Source organism: Evansella halocellulosilytica, assembly GCF_002335745.1.
Classification (GTDB): Bacteria; Bacillota; Bacilli; order Bacillales; family Salisediminibacteriaceae; genus Bacillus_CA; species Bacillus_CA halocellulosilytica.
Window position 1 is genome coordinate 1,562,400 of record NZ_NIST01000001.1, and the last position, 17,767, is coordinate 1,580,166.

Here is a 17,767-nt window from a genome sequence, read left to right on the forward strand (position 1 = left end):
AGGAATCTAACTTCATTAACATTGTGAATGAACGTGAGTGGATAATGTAAGCGCCTTAATGAAAAGAGGTCTCCCGAGTAGGTGCGACCTTGCCAACCGTGAAACCCACGCGAGGAAGAGGGAACCGGCGACCTGAGTACACAAGGAAGAAAAGGAGCGATTGGGACATCCTAGACACGCATTTCTGACTTGATGGAAACAGAAAGGAGTCATTCTCTGTAGCGGACATAAGACCAATGTGGTGAGAAGCGCAGAAGGTGGTGATAACAATGACACCAACGCGTAAATATTATTCCATTATCGATAAAGTGTACACCATGACAAATCTACATGATGCTTGGAAAAAGGTGAAAGCGAACAAGGGAAGTGCAGGAATCGACGGTGTAACCATCGAATGGTTTGACGTCAACCTGAAGCAGAATCTCGAAGAGATTCAACGGCTACTAAAGGAAAAACGTTACGAACCTACTCCGGCTCTAAGACATTATATTCTAAAAGATAACGGGGAAAAACGACCGCTAGGAATCCCAATCATCCGCGATCGTATTGTCCAACAAGCTGTTCGTCAAATGATTGAGCCACTATTTGACCGAGACTTCTATCCTCATAGTTACGGGTTCCGAATCGGACACTCGCAACATCAAGCACTTGATACAGTCATAAGAGCGAAAAAGGCGGGATACGAATACGTCGTTGATCTAGATATTCAAGCTTATTTTGACACCATCCCCCATGACAAGTTGATGGAAAAGGTGAGAGGAAAAATCGCTGATGGGCGAATTCTAGACTTAATCGAAGGATGGTTAACAGTCGGAATCATGGAAGGTGATCAGTTTCATGATTCTGAGAAAGGATCCCAACAGGGCGGAGTGATTTCACCGCTATTAGCCAACATCTACTTGGACGAATTTGATTGGGAGATGAAAAAGGCAGGGTTCCCCGTTGTTCGTTTCGCAGATGATGCTTTAATTATGTGCAAGACGAAGAAGCAATCACAGAAGGCACATAACTTAGCAAAGAAAATCATAGAACAGAATCTAGATCTGACCATGCATCCAGAGAAAACAAAAGTGGTTCACTTCGATGAAGGTTTCCGTTTTCTAGGGTTTGAATTCTGGAAAGACTTTCTCGTTCTTCCGGAGAAAAGAATGATGAAATTCAAAAAGAACATCAGGCTTCTCACAAGAAGACAACAAGGGAAGAATCTTGAGCAAGTGATTTCAAGATTAAACCAAACCATCAGAGGTTTCGGAAACTACTTCGGCATTGGAAATACTAAAAAGAAGTTCCAAAGACTTGATGAATGGATTCGCATGAGGCTTCGTGCCTTCATGAGGAAGAAGAAGTCAACACTATCGAACCAAAGAATACCGAACAAGTTCTTCGAAAAATCAGGACTGATTTCGTTGGAAAGTCTTCTCACCGCTCGTTCCTAACTTAAGAGTGAAATTAATCTCTAACTCACTCCCGGGTATGGGGAACTAACGAAGGGAAAGCCGGATGCGGGAAATCTGCACGTCCGGTTTGATGAGGGGTCCGAGGGCGAAAGCCCTCGTCCTACTCTACTTTATTTTCACAGTATAAGATCAAATTTACTGGAGGTATTAAAATGAATAAACGTAAAGAAAAACAGAGGGGATTAACGTTCGTTTATACAGGTGATGGAAAGGGGAAAACGACGTCCGCAATAGGACTGGCTTTAAGAGCTATTGGTAGAGGATTGAACGTGAAAATATACCAATTTATAAAGTCACCAGAAAGAACATATGGAGAAAAAATCGCTATGAAAAAGCTAGGAATAGATATTATACAACTTGGAATTGGCTTTACATGGACAAAAACACCTGAAGAACATAGAGATGCTCTAAAAAAAGGTTGGCCGCTCGCACGAGAAGCTGTCATGAGTGGGGAATATGAGTTAGTTATTCTAGATGAATTAAACAATGCCCTTGCAATAAATCAATTTCCAATTGATGATGTTTTGCCCCTGCAGGAGGTAGTGGACTTAATCAAAAACAAACCTCCTCATGTTCATCTCGTCATTACGGGAAGAGATGCAAACGAGAAAATAAAAGAACTAGCAGATCTCGTATCAGTTATTGAACCTGAAAAGCATTATTATGACGAAGGAATTCCTGCTGTAAAGGGAATCGAGTATTAACGTGTAAATGGAGGTCCTATAAATGTCTAATCGCCGATTAGTAATAGCAGGGACAGGCAGTAATGTTGGAAAAACGACCGTAACCATTGGTATAATGTCTGCCCTTCAACAAATGGGGTACATCGTTCAAGGCTTTAAATGTGGTCCTGATTATATTGATCCATCTTATCATACGGCAGTAACAGGTAGGCGCTCACGTAATTTAGATAGTTGGATGCTATCTTCCTCCGTTTTAAAAGAGGTTTTACACCGAGGTGAGGAAGGAGCGGATATATCTATTATTGAAGGAGTAATGGGATTTTACGATGGAAAGGATCCGACTAGCAATGAAGGAAGTACAGCAGAGGTAAGTATGCTGGCAGATAGTCCTGTTATATTAGTGGTCGATTGCTCAGGGATGGCACGAAGCGCTGCAGCGATTGTCCGTGGGTTTCAAGCACTTTCCAATGATGTAAATATAGTAGGTGTCATTGCAAATAAAGTTGGTGGGAAAGGTCATTTTCAGTTAATAAAAAAAGCAGTTGAACAGGAGTGCAACATTCCTGTTATCGGATATTTAAACTATGCAATGAATATTGAAATGCCAGAACGTCACTTAGGATTAATTCCCTCAATTGAAAGGGGAGAATTAGATTCTTTTCTTACGAAGCTAGGGGAACTAGTCATAGAATCCGTTCATATGACTCAACTTTATGAATTAGCGGAAACAACTCCTTTAAGATTAAAAGATTCTAGTTTATTTAAGCAGGAAAAACCTACGCAAGTTAGGATTGCTGTTGCCCGTGATAAGGTATTTAATTTTTATTATGAGGAAAATTTAGAGCTGTTAAAAGCATATGGTGCAGACCTAACCTATTTTTCACCATTAAATGGAGAGTTACTTCCCACAAACACGGATGGACTTTACATAGGTGGAGGCTTTCCGGAGGAATATGCTGCTAAATTATCTGAGCAAACAGAGGTTCATCTTTCCATTAAAAGAGCCATTGAAAAGGGCTTGCCAACCTTTGCGGAATGTGGTGGGTTTATGTATTTATGTGAGTCCATCACCACGCTAGACGAAAAATCACACCCTATGGTTGGGGTTATTCCAGGGGTTGTAAGAATGGAAACAAGATTAGCTGCCATTGGCTATCGAGAAATTGCTGGAGAAAAAGGAAATTTTCTTTTAAGAGAAGGAGAAACGGCGAAGGGACATGAGTTTCATTATTCTACTTTTCACTCAATGCTCAAGGAAGAAATGCCGGTTGCTTATGAAACAATAGGTATGCGAGGGACTCAAAAGGAAGGATACCTCCATGAAAATGTTGTTGCTGGATATACACATATTCATTTTGCGTCCTGCACTACGATCGTAGAGAATTGGATAACAAAATGTTTGGAGTGGAGGAAATCCCATGTCTAAAGCAATTCCTATTATGATTCAAGGTACACATTCCGATGCTGGAAAAAGTGCCATTGTTTCAGCGTTATGTCGGATATTTGCACAGGATGGTTATTTAACAGCCCCCTTTAAATCACAAAATATGGCCTTGAATTCCTACATTACTGTAGATGGAAAGGAAATTGGCCGCGCACAAGGTGTTCAAGCAGAAGCTGCAGGGACCACTGCAACGACAGATATGAATCCAATTTTAATTAAACCTAGTGGTAGCTATAAGTCTCAAATTGTGGTACATGGAAAAGTATATAAAAATATGAAAGCTGGAGATTACCGGACAAGCTTTTATGATCAAGGTATTAAGCTGATTGAAGAGTCTTATACAAGACTTAAAAATAATTTTGAACGCATCGTCATTGAAGGGGCAGGGAGCCCCGCTGAAATTAACTTAAATGATAGAGAGCTTGTAAATATGCGAGTAGCTCGAATGACCAATTCCCCTGTTATATTAGTAGGTGATATTGAGAAAGGAGGAGTATTTGCAAGTTTAGTAGGCACTTTACAGCTCCTGGAAAAACAAGATCGTCATAGAGTTATAGGTGTCATTATTAATAAGTTCAGAGGAGATGTATCCTTATTAGAACCGGGGTTGTCTTGGTTTGAGGAATATACAGGAGTACCCATACTTGGAGTTATACCTTATATCGATAATTTAATGATTGAAGCAGAAGACTCTGTTGTCTTAAGTCAATATACATCAAAGGAGGACACGTCTAAGGACATTGATATTGCAGTTATCAGGTACCCTTTTATCTCAAACTTTACTGATATTGATCCCTTTTTTGAAGAGCTCGATTGTCATGTTCGCTTCGTAAAAAGTGCTGAAGAAATAGGAAATCCAGATATTGTTATTCTACTTGGAAGTAAAAATACGATTAAAGATATGGTGTTTTTACATAACAGTGGTTTGGCAAATCGTATTTTAGAGCTGGCTCAAGAAGGAAAATTCATTTTCGGGATTTGTGGTGGATACCAAATGCTTGGAAATGATATTGAAGATAGGATGGGGGTGGAATCCTCGAGGCAAAAGACGAGTGGATTAGGGCTTATCCCAATGAAAACATCCATCAAAGCGAAAAAAACAACCACTTTATCGGAAGGACTTGTTACATATAAGGGGAAAGATATGTCTGTTAAAGGCTATGAAATTCATATGGGGGAATCTGATTATGAGAAGGCTTGTGATCCCTTCGTTCAAATAAAAGAAAAGAACGATGGATTTATGAGTAAGGATAATAAAATTATCGGAACTTATTTTCATGGGATTTTTCATAATGACCTTTTCAGAGAAGTATTTATCAATGAAGTAAGAGCTAATAAAGGATTAAATCCGATTATAGAAAGGGTGGATTTTTCCAAAAAGAGAGAGGAAGCCTTTGACCGCTTAGCAAAAGTAGTTAGAGAAAATATTCAACTAGATGAGATTTATAGAAAAATGGATGAGTATCATCAGCAAAGTAAGGGGACAAAAGGATATGAAGTGGCAAATGAGAGAGATAATTGAAGCTATTCAACCGGTAGATACGGTTAAAGGAAATGATGTTCAGGCATATTTACATACATTAACAAAGCCAAAAGGAAGCTTAGGAAGATTAGAATCACTAGCAGTTCAACTAGGTGAAATTACTTCCAACAGCTTTCCTGTTGTCTATCCGCCAGCAATAATAGTGTTTGCTGCAGATCATGGTATAGCAGCGGAGGGGGTGTCATCCTATCCTCAAGAAGTAACCTCTCAAATGGTACATAATTTTTTAGAAGGGGGAGCTGCCATTAATGTTCTTGCAGAACAAATTGGGGCAATGCTACAAACTGTAGATGTTGGTATTTGTAGTTCTATCGATAATGAAAAGCTAGTAATGAAAAAAATACGTAACGGGACAGCTAACTTTTTATATGAAGATGCTATGAGCAAAAAGGAAGCTGTTGACGCTATAGAGGTAGGAATGGACGTCGCAATCAAACTGATCCAGGATGGTGCGAAATGTATCATTCCAGGTGAAATGGGTATTGGAAATACTACTAGCAGCAGTGCGATCCTAGCGGTTCTTTCACAAAGCAATATAAGTTCGGTTGTTGGAGCAGGGACGGGAATATCAGAAGAACAAAGAAAACATAAAGAAGAGATTATCCAAAGAGCAATAATGAACCGAAAACCAAATCAAGAAGATGTCCTTGATATACTAGCTAAAGTAGGAGGTTTAGAGATTGCAGGAATGACCGGAGCTATATTAGGCGCAGCCAGTAAAAAAATACCCATTTTAGTTGATGGCTTTATCAGTACTGTTGCAGCTCTAGTGGCGGTAAAGCTATGTAAACATGTCAAAGATTATATAATTATTGGCCATCAATCAGAGGAAAAAGGACATCAAACCGCTGTAGAGATGTTAGAGAGTAAACCAATACTTGATTTACAGTTAAGGCTTGGGGAGGGGACAGGTGCAGCTTTTGCTTTCCCACTTCTTAATTCCTCTGTGAAAATATTACAAAGCATGGCTACTTTTTCATCTGCTGGAGTTACAGAAAATGAAACATAAACCTGAATCCGTTACTGGTGGACGCTTTCACTCCAAAGCACAAGTTCGACATCTACTCATGTAGCCGTGCCCGCGAAAAGCGAGCAGATGGAAGGCATATCAACATCTATTATCACCGATTCAGGATAAAATCAACATTTAAAATATTTACAAAAAAATAGCCCTACTTTATACTTATCTTCAGAACAAAAAAACGAATATAGAACAACTTGGTTTCTTACATACAATGTAAGATGAAAAGGGAAGTTGGTGAAAGTCCAACACGGTCCCGCCACTGTAAACGTTGAGGTAAGCTAATAACTCTCCACTGTGAGAAATCATGGGAAGGAGTAGCTAACTGATGATTCGTAAGTCAGGAGACCTGCCAAGATTGTTTTTAAGCTCCTTCGAGGAAAAGGATGTTTAAACGTACATAGTAGTTTATGAATAATAAATTACTCGTCTGTTGTGCTGTCAAATCAAAGACAGTCGATATATACATATGTGCATTTACATTCACCGCTTTTCCTTTAGGATTAGCGTTTTTTTTGTGGGCGAATTAAGGAGGAAATAAAAATGACGAAACATATCTTAAAAAATGGGGGAGTAGCAAGTATTATACTTTTCCTGACGATCGTATTATTAGCTGCTTGTGGTGAACCTAATGAAGAAGAGCCAGCTAATGCTATTACTCAGGAAAATGAAATTGAACAAGCAGAGGGAGAAGGTCAATCGGAGGAAACAGCTGAGCAACTAGAGGTACAGTTTCCAGTAACCATTGTTGATGATGCGGGAAATGAAATGACGATTGAAGAAGAACCGCAAAGTATCGTTTCTATTCAAGCAAGTATTACAGAAATTTCATTTGCACTTGGCTTAGGGGATAAAATGGTAGGGGTATCTGATTTTTGTAATTATCCTGAGGAAGCATTATCCGTTGAAAATGTTGGCGGACAAGATATGAATGCGGAACTCATTGTAGACCTTCTTCCGGATATTGCTCTTGTTACAGACTATCATTATGATAATCATGGTGAAGTTTTATCTCAATTTGAAGAGGTTGGTATCAATGTAGTTGTCATAGGAAGTAAATCCAGCTTCGATGAAGTATATAAGTCTATTGCTTTAATCGGAAAAGCGACAGGGAGGTCTATTGAAGCAGAAGAAATTATTTCTGACATGAAGGAACGTCATGAGACAGTAAAGGAAAAGGTAGAAGATATTACGGACAAAAAGAGGGTATGGGTAGAGGTTTCTCCTGCCCCAGATATTTATACAACAGGAAAAGGGACATTTATGCATGAAATGCTAGAATCGATCCAAGCAATTAATGTAGCAGAAGATCATGAGGGTTGGGTAAATTTAACAGAAGAAGAAACTGTCCAACTTCAACCAGATGTAATTATAACAACCTACCATTCAGAAGATCTTAAAGGTGAAGTATCCTCTCGTGATGGATGGACAGAAGTACCTGCTGTAAAAAATGAGCAAATTTTCGATGTAGAAAGTGATACAGTAGTTCGACCAGGACCGCGATTAATCGAAGGAGTGGAAACTCTTGCAAATCTCATCTACCCGGAAATTTTCCAGTAAATAATTTGTTTTGCTTTATGTATTCAGTGGAGGGTTTGTACTAGGTACACCCTCCTTGGTCTATTAGTAAGCAGTGTGAGTGTGAGGAGCGAATTAGAAAGGGTGCGAAATAAACCATGACACCTAATTATAAAGAGACAAATAAGTCGATGAATTTTTCTCAATCTTTTTCGATAGAACAAAATGAAAACTACATTCACCTACAATTCAATCACCCTCTACGTACCATATCGAATGGAGTAATCGGGGAAGGGATACAATGGATCAAACACTTTTGTAACTTTCATGTAGAGAAGCACTACAATTGTTCTGAACCTGCAAAGGACATTTACAGTTGGATGAAAAAGTATCACATTAACCATGAACAATCTGTTGGAATGATGACTGCCGTAAAGTTAGAAGATATGGTTGTTTCTACAAAGCATATGGATGACATTTCCATTATGGCAGTAGTTACTGCTGGGGTAGGAAATGCGGTAGATATATCTTCTAAGGACGAGGCAAGAAAAGATGTAAAAATAGGCACGATTAATACGATGGTGTTCATTGATGCCCATTTTAATGACGGGGCACTTGTAAACGGGATAATGTCAGCAACAGAAGGAAAAGTAAAAGCACTTCAAGACCTTCAAGTAAAAGATCCCCTTTCTAACACGTTAGCTTCCGGGACATCGACTGATTGCTTGCTCCTAGCAGTAACACAGCATGGTGAAAGGACGCCCTATGCAGGTTCAGGAACACCTGTTGGGAAAGGGATTGGAGAAGTGGTTTATGAAGCAACCGTGAAGGCAGTAAAAAAATATGTGAAAAGAGTAAAAAGAAATGATATTTCATAATTTGTTTTTGTTTAGTGAATTAAGTTTATTAGGCTTTATTACTGTCGTTATTTTGGTTGCTATTGTCATAGATTTAATAATTGGTGACCCGATGTGGCTTCCCCATCCAGTCATTCAGATGGGAAAGCTCATCTCCGTCCTAGAAAAGAGATGGAATCAAGGAAATGCAAGGAAAATAAAAGGATTTTTCCTAACATGTACTGTACTTAGTCTTGTTTTTAGCCTTACTTTAGGCGGGATTTATCTTGCATATGAAATCCACCTTGCCATTGGTGTAGTTGTAGAAATATATCTCATTTCAACAACTATTGCGATAAAAGGGTTGTACTCTACTGCGATAGATGTATGGTTGCCGTTGACTCAAGGGAATATGGAGGAGGCAAGAAAGAAGTTAAGCATGATAGTTGGACGGGATACAGAACAACTGCAAGAAGGTGAAATTGTGAGAGGAGCGGTAGAAACCGTTGCTGAAAATACAGTAGATGGCATTACTGCACCACTTTTTTGGGCAGTGATTGGTGGGGCCCCTCTTGCCATGGTGTATCGAGCAATAAATACGATGGATTCCATGGTAGGTTATAAAAATGAGAAGTTTGAGAAGTTTGGTTATGCTTCAGCAAAGCTGGATGATATTATCAACTGGTTTCCAGCCCGTATAACAGCATGTACGATGCTCCTCACCTCTATTTTCATAAAAGGCTCCAACAGAAAGGACGCAATACATATAACATGGAGAGATGCTAAGAAGCACCCCAGTCCAAATAGCGGCTGGCCAGAAGCAATGGTTGCAGGATTGATTGGTATTCAACTAGGCGGTGTAAATTTTTACAACGGTATAAAGTCAGAACAAGAAACAATGGGGGAGCCGAGGAAGGTACGGACAGTTTCCCACATTAAACAAGCAATACAGTATATGCATGGAGGCTGGATTGGATTTGTTTTACTTTTAATCATTATTACATTTTGCATTAGCAAATGATAGCGGAGGTGAAAGGAATGCAGTGGCCAAGTCATGGGGGACAACCAGAAACAATGAAAGGGTTATTTAATATTAATAGGGAGAAAGAAATTCTCGATTTTAGTGCCAACCTAAATCCATTAGGTCCTCCCTCCTGGTTAAGGGAGGCAATGTTTCATTCATTTAATCATCTTACAGTTTATCCAGACCCAACCTATTCCATTTCCGAAGCGGCGTTATCTGAGTATGAAATGCTGTCAAAGAAGGAGGTGCTCCTTACAAATGGGGGAGCAGAAGCAATTTTCTTAGCTGCTAAATTATTTGAAGGTGGTAAAGGGTTGATCGTACAGCCTACCTTCGTGGAGTATGAACGTGCTTGTAAGCACTATCATATTCATACGGAAGACGTGTTTTTAGAGAGAAGCAATGGATTTCAGCTTCCTCTACAGCTGATTTTAAATAAAATGAGTGGTGTTGACGTTATTTTTCTCTGCCGTCCTAATAATCCTACTGGTACGGTTGTTGATGAAGAAAGTTTACACAAAATCCTTGAAAAAGGGCTCCAAACGAATACTTACATTGTGGTGGATGAAGCCTTTGTAGATTTTCTTCCTTCCCCTACATTTTCTCTTTCAAGCTGGCTGTCCTCCAATGCTAATTTAATTTTATTACGTTCATTAACGAAAATGTTTACGATACCGGGTCTTCGAATCGGATATGTGTTAGCGAATGATACGATCATTGGAAAAATGAAGGCTAGCCAGCTTCCGTGGAGTATTAATGCATTAGCGGATAAGGCAGTTCCTAAGTTACTGAAGGATCGAAGCTTTGTGAGAAGAACGCGCGAATGGTTAGCGAAGGAATCTGTCCATGTTATAAAAAAATTAACTGAATTAGATTATTACGTGTCCGATTCTAAGGTAAACTTTTATCTCCTTCAAGACAAAAAAAGGCCTGAAGAAACAGAAGAGTTGCTAAAATACTTATTTAAAAGTGGGATCTTAACGAGACATACTCATAATTTTAAGGGGTTAAATGGTGATTTTTTACGTATTGCCATTCGTTCGTCAGAAGATAATCAACAATTAATAGATAAACTTCAGAAATGGAGAAATAGGCAATGATTATATTTGTGTCTGGTGGTGCCCGTTCAGGAAAAAGCAGCTTTGCGGAAAAGCTGGCGAAAAAATCGTATCGTACGATAAAGGAAAGCTGTTTATATTACGTTGCTACTGCAAATCATCTCGACAAGGAAATGGAACAGCGGATTACCATTCACCAGCGACGTAGAAGCGAGGATTGGAAAACGATAGAAGAACCAAACGATATCTTACAATTTTTATTGGGGACGAAAAAAGGAGATGTGGTTTTGTTCGACTGTTTAACAATATGGTTGAGTAATAGAATGTTTCATTTAAATGATTCGCTGGAACAAATAATTGAAACAATTCATACGTGGCTGGAGATTGTAAAGGAGAAAGAGGTTGTTTTATTTATTGTTTCTAATGATTTAAATGAAGGGGTTCCACTTCCTTATCAAACGGTACAAAACTATATGTATAATCTAGAGAAATTACATCAAGAGATCATCCTTTATTCAGATCAAGCGATACAAATGATTGCTGGCCTTCCAACCTATTGGAAGGGGGAAGGAAGATGAAAAACAGCATGTATGGTTTTTTATTGGCAATTCAATTTTTGTCAAGAATACCAATTCCCTTTTCATGTCCATGGAATAAGGAGACAAGTAAGTGGGCTCTTCGCAGCTACCCTGTTGTTGGCTTGCTTTTAGGCACAATCATCACGGTAATCGCTCTGTCCCTTCACTCTTATTTGCCAGAGGTTATGCTTGTATTATTAATCATGACATTGTGGGTATGGCTGACAGGCGGTTTGCACTTAGATGGCTGGATGGATGTTGCAGATGCGGTTGGCTCAAATGCACCAGTAGAAAAAAAGTGGCAAATTATGAAAGACCCGCACGTTGGTAGCTTCGGTATTCTTGCTCTCGTATTTTTACTTTCTTGGAAAGGGATGTTCATTTATACAATATTGGATATATCCTATGAGCTTATTTATGTATTGTTCGTTATCCTGCCTTTATCCAGGGTTAGTGCAGTACTGTTGCTTGTTATGATACCAACTGCAAAGCGAGAAGGACTAGCTTGGGAATGGAAAAAGCATGTAAAGAGCTTAGATGTTTTTCTCGCTTTTTTACCTATTTTAGTCGTTTTTCTTTTTTTACCAAGTTATTTATTTTTATTTCCAGCTTACCTACTATTTATTGTTTTGTTTGGGTTATGGGTAAAGCATATTTTTAAAGGGATTAATGGGGATTTACTTGGAACCGTTATTGAAGGAGGAGAGTTATGGGGACTTGCAATAGTATGGATCTACTTCTCATTCGCCATGGGGTAACGGAATGGAATTTACAAAAGCGATATTTAGGACATACCGATATAGGGCTTGCAGAGAGGGAATTATCAAAGCTTAACCTATTAAAGCGAGAGTTAAAAAAGCAATCCTTTCATACGGTGTTTACTAGTGATTTAAGGCGTTGTAAAGAAACGATTCATTATCTAGGCATAGGAACACAGTTCAAGGAAGATACTAGATTACGAGAGATGAATTTTGGCGATTGGGAAGGGAAAACATATGAGGAATTAAAAGCTAATCTTGAATATCAAAATTGGTTGAATGATTGGGAAAATTACACAACGCCAAACGGGGAACCTTGGACCGAGTTCACCTCGAGACTGGATTCATTTTTTAAAGATTTAATCCAATATGGTGAAACAGCAAGAATAAATTATACGCAAAAGCCTATTGTTATCATGACTCACGGCGGAGTTGTTCGATATTTTTTATGGAAGTTAAAAGCTGTCCCTTCACTTTGGGAGTTGCCGGTAAGACCCGGGCAAGCATTTCAATTATCCGTAAGCAATGAAGGAGGTGTTTGGATATGCAACTCATTGTTGGAGGTGCCTACGCAGGAAAAAGAAAGGTAGTGAAATCAACCAATAAAGAGTTTAGTTGGATGTCAGCATACAAGGGAGATTCACTCCATGACTGGAAAAAGCAATGGGAAGCAAACACGACGTTAGTTTTGGAAGGCTGGGAGAAATGGATTGAAGAGGATTTAAAGGAAGATGCTGACGATTTGGTCATTCAAAATAGACTAAGAGATACGGTTCACAAACTAAAAGAAGAGGAAGAAAAAAGAAACGAAACGATTGTTCTCATTATGATGGAGATCGGAAGGGGAATTGTGCCATTAGAACAACCTGAAAGAAGGTTGAGGGATTTAGCAGGATGGCTGTTACAGGACGCAACTCAAGCATCAGATGATGTTCAATACGTATGGCATGGATTGTCGAGAAAAATTAAATAACAAAAATCGTTAAAGAAGTTCTGTGATTGTGGAATCGATCATGACAATTAACGAAGGTTTATTAGTAATGTGAGAGTGTGATGTTAACATTTCGCTGACATATATTTTAAGGAAGCTTTTCATAAGTTGACAAAACTTGTGGGAAGCTTCTTTCTTTTGGGAGGGGAAACATTATTTTTGAATGGTGGTGTAAGGAAATGAGTTTTACTTACGTTTATTAAAATGAAGGGAGGAGGAGTAGTATGAAAAACGATAACCGTAATCAAGTTTCATCAAAGGTAATATTGTCTAACTATCATTTTTCTGGTATTGATAATTCTCAAATAGGGGCTATTAAATCTGTGGCAGACTATTATGGAATCCCAGTATCGACTTCTTGCATTTTTGGGATGACTGGACTTGCATTTTTAACGGTTGTGGATGAAAGCTTAAATCAAACGCATAGTGTGCCAGTGCCAGAAGTGTATGAAATGGCCGGAAATATAGGGATACAAATAGAGGGGATACATGTCCAAGCAGAAGGAGAAAAATTTAAAGAGCTACAAGCTAAGGCATGGGAGAAAGCAAGAGCAGCTCTCGACTCAGGATGTCCAGTCTTTGCCAGTGATTTGGACTTGTATGATGAAACATCACTTGTGTACGGGTATGATCATCAAGGCTACTATACACATTCCTGGCATGCAGGATACGACTATTGTGATGATGTCGTTCCGTGGACGAAGCTGGGGTATGGCTACTGTCCATGCATAAACTGTGTCAATCAGCGTGCTGAAGGAAAACATCAACCGATACGAAGCTTAATTTCACTGCATTGGGCCAAAAAAAACGAACCGAAGAATAAGCTAGCGTCGTTTAAGGAAGCCCTCAAATTTGTCATAAAATTGAATGAAGCGAATTCGTTCGAAAGAGGGAGGCGTATGTTTTTAGTTGGAAGTCCAGCCTATGGATGTGTCATTAATGCTTTAAAAGATCAATCGTTGCTGAGACGTTATTTTGGGCTCATCATGGACACATTCGATGAATCAAAGCGACATGCAGTTCTATTTTTACAAGACATAAACAAACATTTGCCATACTCTACCGATCCAATGATTCAGAAGGTGACAGGGATGTATGAAGAGATGGCTCGTCTAACGAAGTCTATCACTCAAAACTTCCCTTTTGAACAACCGCTAGAACCAATCACAGATCACGAATTGCTTGAAAAAACCATCTCATCGTTAACGGAGCTAAAAGAGTTAGATGCCGTAGCTATTGGTCAGTTAAAAGAGATTTATCATATTATATATGATGAAAGGGGTGAAAGACATCATGAATGAACTTGTTCAAATCTACTTGCCTGTGACTCATATTAAACGTTCCGTTGATTGGTATATCGAGGTTTTTGGTTATGAACGAATATGGATGGAGGATAATCATGCCAACCTTAAACTAAAGCAAGGACCACTTCTCTTCTTAAAAAAGACCGCAATTAAGCAACCAATTCATTTTTCAATGAATGGTCAGAGATTACCAGTACTCAGCTTCAAAACGAAGGATATTGATAAACTTTATAATAAACTATTAGAAAACAATGAAAACGTACAAGAATTAAGCGAATACGGCAAAGGGATAAATGGACCTTATAAAGCATTTACAGTTCGTGATTTAGATGGTCATTTACTTGAGGTTAACAATTACCCAGACTTACATCTATCGCAGTTTAGAGGGTGTTAGATTTCAAATTGATAGAGAAATACTCCATTCGGTTCGTAGAAAATGTTTATAATAGCACGGATATATGCCTTATTCGATCTAATGCTGTGAAATTCATGTCAAGGTAATTTTGAGTATTTTATAATTTTTTTCGAGATGATGTTAGGTTTTTTACCGCTTGTGGCATCTAGTTATATACGGCATTAAATGACGGCCGCGATGACAGAGTATGTGAAGAAAGGATGGTGAAGTAACCAATGATACAAAGGGTGGGAACCACCTACATCCCAGTGCCTATTAAACATAACTTAAGAAAGGGTTGATCATATGAGAATCATTGATACACGAATCGAGAACAAGGATTCATTTCAAGTAGTTGGTTTAGAAATTGATTGGACTCCGAATGATGCGAATCCAGCGGAAAATGAGATTGCACATTTGTGGAGGGAGTTTAATGAACGAAAGTCAGAGATACCGAATGCTATGCCGAACAGAACGTATGGCCTTGAACGCTTTCAGCCAAATGCAGGACCGGCAGCTCCATTGAAATATTTAGCTTCAATCGAAGTTTCTAACATCGAATCAGAGCCGCCAAAAGGAATGATTGCTGCTGACGTCCCTGCCTCGACGTATGCGGTCGTAACTTACCAAGGTATCATCGATGGTATCGGAAAAGCCTATGACCATTATTATCGTCAATGGGAACCAGCGATGAGAGAGTATAGAGCAGCTCACACGTTTTGTTTTGAGTATTACGATGAGCGATATAAAGACAATGACAATGACGAATCTATTATAGAAGTTTGGTTTGCACTCACAAAGACGTCATAATTGGTATAGATGGGGTGTTCAACAAGGAAGAGTGACTAGTTGGAGATATTCAAAAACAGACAGCTGTGGTGAGGTTTTTATGTGTTTAACCAAGGTGATAATAAGCTTCCAAGTAGGGTGGATGGCCAACAAGAAATACGGATCGTTATCGCAAAACGTATGAGAAGCTTGTGTAGTGAATATATAGAACAACTAAAAACTAATAAAAAGTAAAGGATGAATATCATTTGAAAACGTTTCAATACGAAATTGTAACAAGGCCGACCTATCGAGCAATAGGGTTAAAATGGGATGGTCCTTGGTCAGAAATTAGCGCATTAAAAAGCACAATCCATAGAGTGAGTGAAAGGGTAAGTGAGTTGGAGTATGCTGTGGATCCGAATATTCAATTAGGTTTATCGTATCATTTGCGTCCGGATGGATTTGTTCACTATTCCGTGTATGAAGTGACGGAAGATCAAGAAATCCCAAAAGGTATGATTGAAATGAGAGTACCCGAAATGACATATGTTGTTACACAGCATGAAAAGGGTGAAAGTATTGGGCAAACATACGATAACATCTCATTATGGTTAGCCGATAGTGATTACAATGCGTATACAGAGCCTGGGGAGACATATTTCGATCACCTACCGATTAAACATGAAAGGTATCCAATCGATCGCGATCAAAAAGACCCACACTTTGAAATTTTAATCCCTGTTGTAAAGCAATCTTAAATCTGTAATAAAGTAAAAAGCGACAAAGATGTATCAATCCACCTATGTTAACAATGGCGTCAATATCTCAGTTGAGGATATTTGATTATCAAAAAATAATGAGGTGTGAATAAAAAGACCGAATGGAGTGAATAGGGATAATTCCAATGACTCAAGTTCGGTCTTTTTTCATACTTTTATGATTCGTTTATTGTCTTTTGAGAGGGATATATATTTCAATTTCTTCGTCCGCATCGAAGTGTGGTACTGGACGAAATAATTCAATCGTTAAAGCACTTTTGTCTTGCTCGTATCCTTGATCTCTTATCCAATGCTCGAGGGTTGCATACGCTTGTTCTATTTCTACTATTTTCCCTCTAATATAAGCATATTCGTGAGTAACATCGTAATAATTTATACTAGCCGGTAAATCATACGGTTCAAAACTAACTGGGCGTGCGACAATATAGGAAACAATGTCTTGATCGTCACTTTCTTTTGCTTCATATGCTGTTAAGCGCATATTAACTGTACGAGAAACAATGGCCTCATCTTTCCTGGTCAGTTCTTTCATTTTGAGTGGAACGTCAGTTATTAGATTTTCATATTGACATGTATGCCTTTCACCAGCAAACTGGAACGTTTTCTTCACCAGAAAAGGAGTCATGAAGGTCTCATCATCGTACTGTTCCAACATATTAAACAACTTTTCTAGCAAAGTGACTCCTTCTTTTTCCCATTTGTATGCTTCGTTTAATAGAGTAATCGCCTGCTGACTGTTTACAGCATCGTTTGGTTCTCCTCCTTGAGGGAAAGGAAACATTTCCTGGAGAGATTGAAAACACGCTGCCACTTTTTTGTAAATATGATCGCCTTCCTTAAGACAGTCTCTAACTTGCCGGTCTACATCGGAAGATATCTCCCATTTTGAATGTAAAATGGAGAAAAAATGGTGAGCATGTTCACGAGCATCTCCAACGACAGCTGTGTTGTAAGCATTACCGAATACATCCATTTTACGAGTTTGAAACGCTTGGATCCACGCTGCAAACCCTGACAATCCATGCTTATACTCTGGTGATGCATAAGGGGACTTCCCGTATGCATGTTGAATGATTCTTTTTAGGGCGTCGCGTAGCATGATCGGTTTGCTTTTTTGCGTCGTTTCAGAGAATCCGCACACAAATAAATGGTTAAAGCGCCGATTATTAAGGTCACTATATTTAATCGTCCCATCTTTTTCAATATCTTTCGCATGAAACACTTGTTTCTCGTGATCGTAGCCATAAATCAAGCCGAATTCCGGGGCAAATAAATCCCATGAAATAATCGGTACTCCAGTATCGATACGACCTTGCATTAAACGGATCGTGTCTGCTAAATCTTTATCTGATTGTGGTGTTGGTTCACTGCGGGTCTTCGTATACACGCCAAGCGTTCTCAAGCTTTGCGATACGAGTTCATAAGGGGCAAACATAGTTGGACCAGCAGGGCTGACGGATTCAGGGTGTATATTGATACGAAAAGCATGTGTTGTATATCCCATCACTTCTGCTAAGGATAAATCCTTTTTATCTGTGTATTGTAGCATAGCGAATATTGATTGGGCAGCGGATGTCATTGTTTTAGTCGGTGGTTGAGTATCCAATA

General features: G+C 38.9%; 18 protein-coding genes and 1 riboswitch. Of the genes, 17 read left to right on the forward strand and 1 reads right to left on the reverse strand.

Going from position 1 to position 17,767, the window contains the following annotated elements; all coding sequences use genetic code 11:
• Window positions 1–269: 269 nt before the first annotated feature.
• From ltrA to CD001_RS07555, 17 genes are all read left to right on the forward strand, one after another.
• The gene (gene ltrA / locus CD001_RS07475; protein WP_096186806.1) at window positions 270–1,436 is read left to right on the forward strand and encodes a group II intron reverse transcriptase/maturase; all 1,167 of its coding nucleotides are present in this window, start codon (window positions 270–272) and stop codon (window positions 1,434–1,436) included.
• A 173-nt stretch (window positions 1,437–1,609) separates the two neighbouring features.
• Complete coding sequence (locus CD001_RS07480; protein WP_096186897.1) at window positions 1,610–2,161, forward strand: cob(I)yrinic acid a,c-diamide adenosyltransferase; 552 nt, start codon at window positions 1,610–1,612, stop codon at window positions 2,159–2,161.
• A gap of 22 nt (window positions 2,162–2,183) precedes the next feature.
• Entirely contained in the window at window positions 2,184–3,566 is a 1,383-nt protein-coding gene (locus CD001_RS07485) for a cobyrinate a,c-diamide synthase (protein WP_096186898.1), read from the forward strand.
• Window positions 3,559–5,106 (forward strand): cobyric acid synthase, encoded by a 1,548-nt coding sequence (locus CD001_RS07490; RefSeq protein ID WP_096186899.1) that lies wholly within the window; start codon window positions 3,559–3,561, stop codon window positions 5,104–5,106. Before CD001_RS07485 ends, CD001_RS07490 begins: the two co-directional genes overlap by 8 nt.
• Entirely contained in the window at window positions 5,078–6,136 is a 1,059-nt protein-coding gene (gene cobT, locus CD001_RS07495) for a nicotinate-nucleotide--dimethylbenzimidazole phosphoribosyltransferase (RefSeq protein WP_096186900.1), read from the forward strand. The genes CD001_RS07490 and cobT overlap by 29 nt, the downstream gene beginning before the upstream one ends.
• A 193-nt stretch (window positions 6,137–6,329) precedes the next feature.
• Window positions 6,330–6,519: riboswitch (cobalamin riboswitch) on the forward strand.
• Window positions 6,520–6,691: 172 nt separating this feature from the next.
• Window positions 6,692–7,708 (forward strand): ABC transporter substrate-binding protein, encoded by a 1,017-nt coding sequence (locus tag CD001_RS07500; RefSeq protein ID WP_096186901.1) that lies wholly within the window; start codon window positions 6,692–6,694, stop codon window positions 7,706–7,708.
• A 116-nt stretch (window positions 7,709–7,824) separates the two neighbouring features.
• A complete protein-coding gene (locus CD001_RS07505) occupies window positions 7,825–8,544 on the forward strand; it encodes an adenosylcobinamide amidohydrolase (protein WP_096186902.1) in 720 nt (239 codons plus the stop codon).
• Window positions 8,531–9,523, forward strand: a complete 993-nt coding sequence (gene cbiB / locus CD001_RS07510) for an adenosylcobinamide-phosphate synthase CbiB (RefSeq protein ID WP_096186903.1) — start codon at window positions 8,531–8,533, stop codon at window positions 9,521–9,523. Before CD001_RS07505 ends, cbiB begins: the two co-directional genes overlap by 14 nt.
• 17 nt (window positions 9,524–9,540) lie before the next feature.
• Window positions 9,541–10,626 (forward strand): threonine-phosphate decarboxylase CobD, encoded by a 1,086-nt coding sequence (gene cobD / locus CD001_RS07515; protein ID WP_096186904.1) that lies wholly within the window; start codon window positions 9,541–9,543, stop codon window positions 10,624–10,626.
• The gene (locus tag CD001_RS07520; protein ID WP_096186905.1) at window positions 10,623–11,162 is read left to right on the forward strand and encodes a bifunctional adenosylcobinamide kinase/adenosylcobinamide-phosphate guanylyltransferase; all 540 of its coding nucleotides are present in this window, start codon (window positions 10,623–10,625) and stop codon (window positions 11,160–11,162) included. The genes cobD and CD001_RS07520 overlap by 4 nt, the downstream gene beginning before the upstream one ends.
• Window positions 11,159–11,920 (forward strand): adenosylcobinamide-GDP ribazoletransferase, encoded by a 762-nt coding sequence (cobS, locus tag CD001_RS07525; protein ID WP_096186906.1) that lies wholly within the window; start codon window positions 11,159–11,161, stop codon window positions 11,918–11,920. Before CD001_RS07520 ends, cobS begins: the two co-directional genes overlap by 4 nt.
• Window positions 11,872–12,510, forward strand: a complete 639-nt coding sequence (locus CD001_RS07530; protein WP_096186907.1) for a histidine phosphatase family protein — start codon at window positions 11,872–11,874, stop codon at window positions 12,508–12,510. The genes cobS and CD001_RS07530 overlap by 49 nt, the downstream gene beginning before the upstream one ends.
• A gap of 29 nt (window positions 12,511–12,539) precedes the next feature.
• Window positions 12,540–12,893, forward strand: a complete 354-nt coding sequence (locus CD001_RS07535) for a bifunctional adenosylcobinamide kinase/adenosylcobinamide-phosphate guanylyltransferase (protein WP_257009742.1) — start codon at window positions 12,540–12,542, stop codon at window positions 12,891–12,893.
• A 242-nt stretch (window positions 12,894–13,135) separates the two neighbouring features.
• Window positions 13,136–14,212, forward strand: a complete 1,077-nt coding sequence (locus CD001_RS07540) for a hypothetical protein (RefSeq protein WP_096186909.1) — start codon at window positions 13,136–13,138, stop codon at window positions 14,210–14,212.
• Window positions 14,205–14,609: a VOC family protein gene (locus CD001_RS07545; protein WP_179298649.1), complete on the forward strand. Its 405-nt coding sequence runs from the start codon at window positions 14,205–14,207 to the stop codon at window positions 14,607–14,609. The genes CD001_RS07540 and CD001_RS07545 overlap by 8 nt, the downstream gene beginning before the upstream one ends.
• A 306-nt stretch (window positions 14,610–14,915) precedes the next feature.
• On the forward strand, window positions 14,916–15,419 hold the full coding sequence (locus tag CD001_RS07550; RefSeq protein WP_096186911.1) for a GyrI-like domain-containing protein: 504 nt from the start codon (window positions 14,916–14,918) through the stop codon (window positions 15,417–15,419).
• A gap of 227 nt (window positions 15,420–15,646) precedes the next feature.
• Window positions 15,647–16,138, forward strand: coding sequence for a GyrI-like domain-containing protein (locus CD001_RS07555; RefSeq protein WP_096186912.1), 492 nt, complete (start codon window positions 15,647–15,649; stop codon window positions 16,136–16,138).
• 187 nt (window positions 16,139–16,325) lie between these two features.
• Here CD001_RS07555 and CD001_RS07560 read toward each other — a convergent pair whose 3' ends face one another.
• Window positions 16,326–17,765 carry a hypothetical protein gene (locus CD001_RS07560; protein ID WP_096186913.1) on the reverse strand — a complete coding sequence of 480 codons (1,440 nt, stop codon included), beginning with the start codon at window positions 17,763–17,765 and terminating at the stop codon, window positions 16,326–16,328.
• Window positions 17,766–17,767 lie beyond the last annotated feature (2 nt).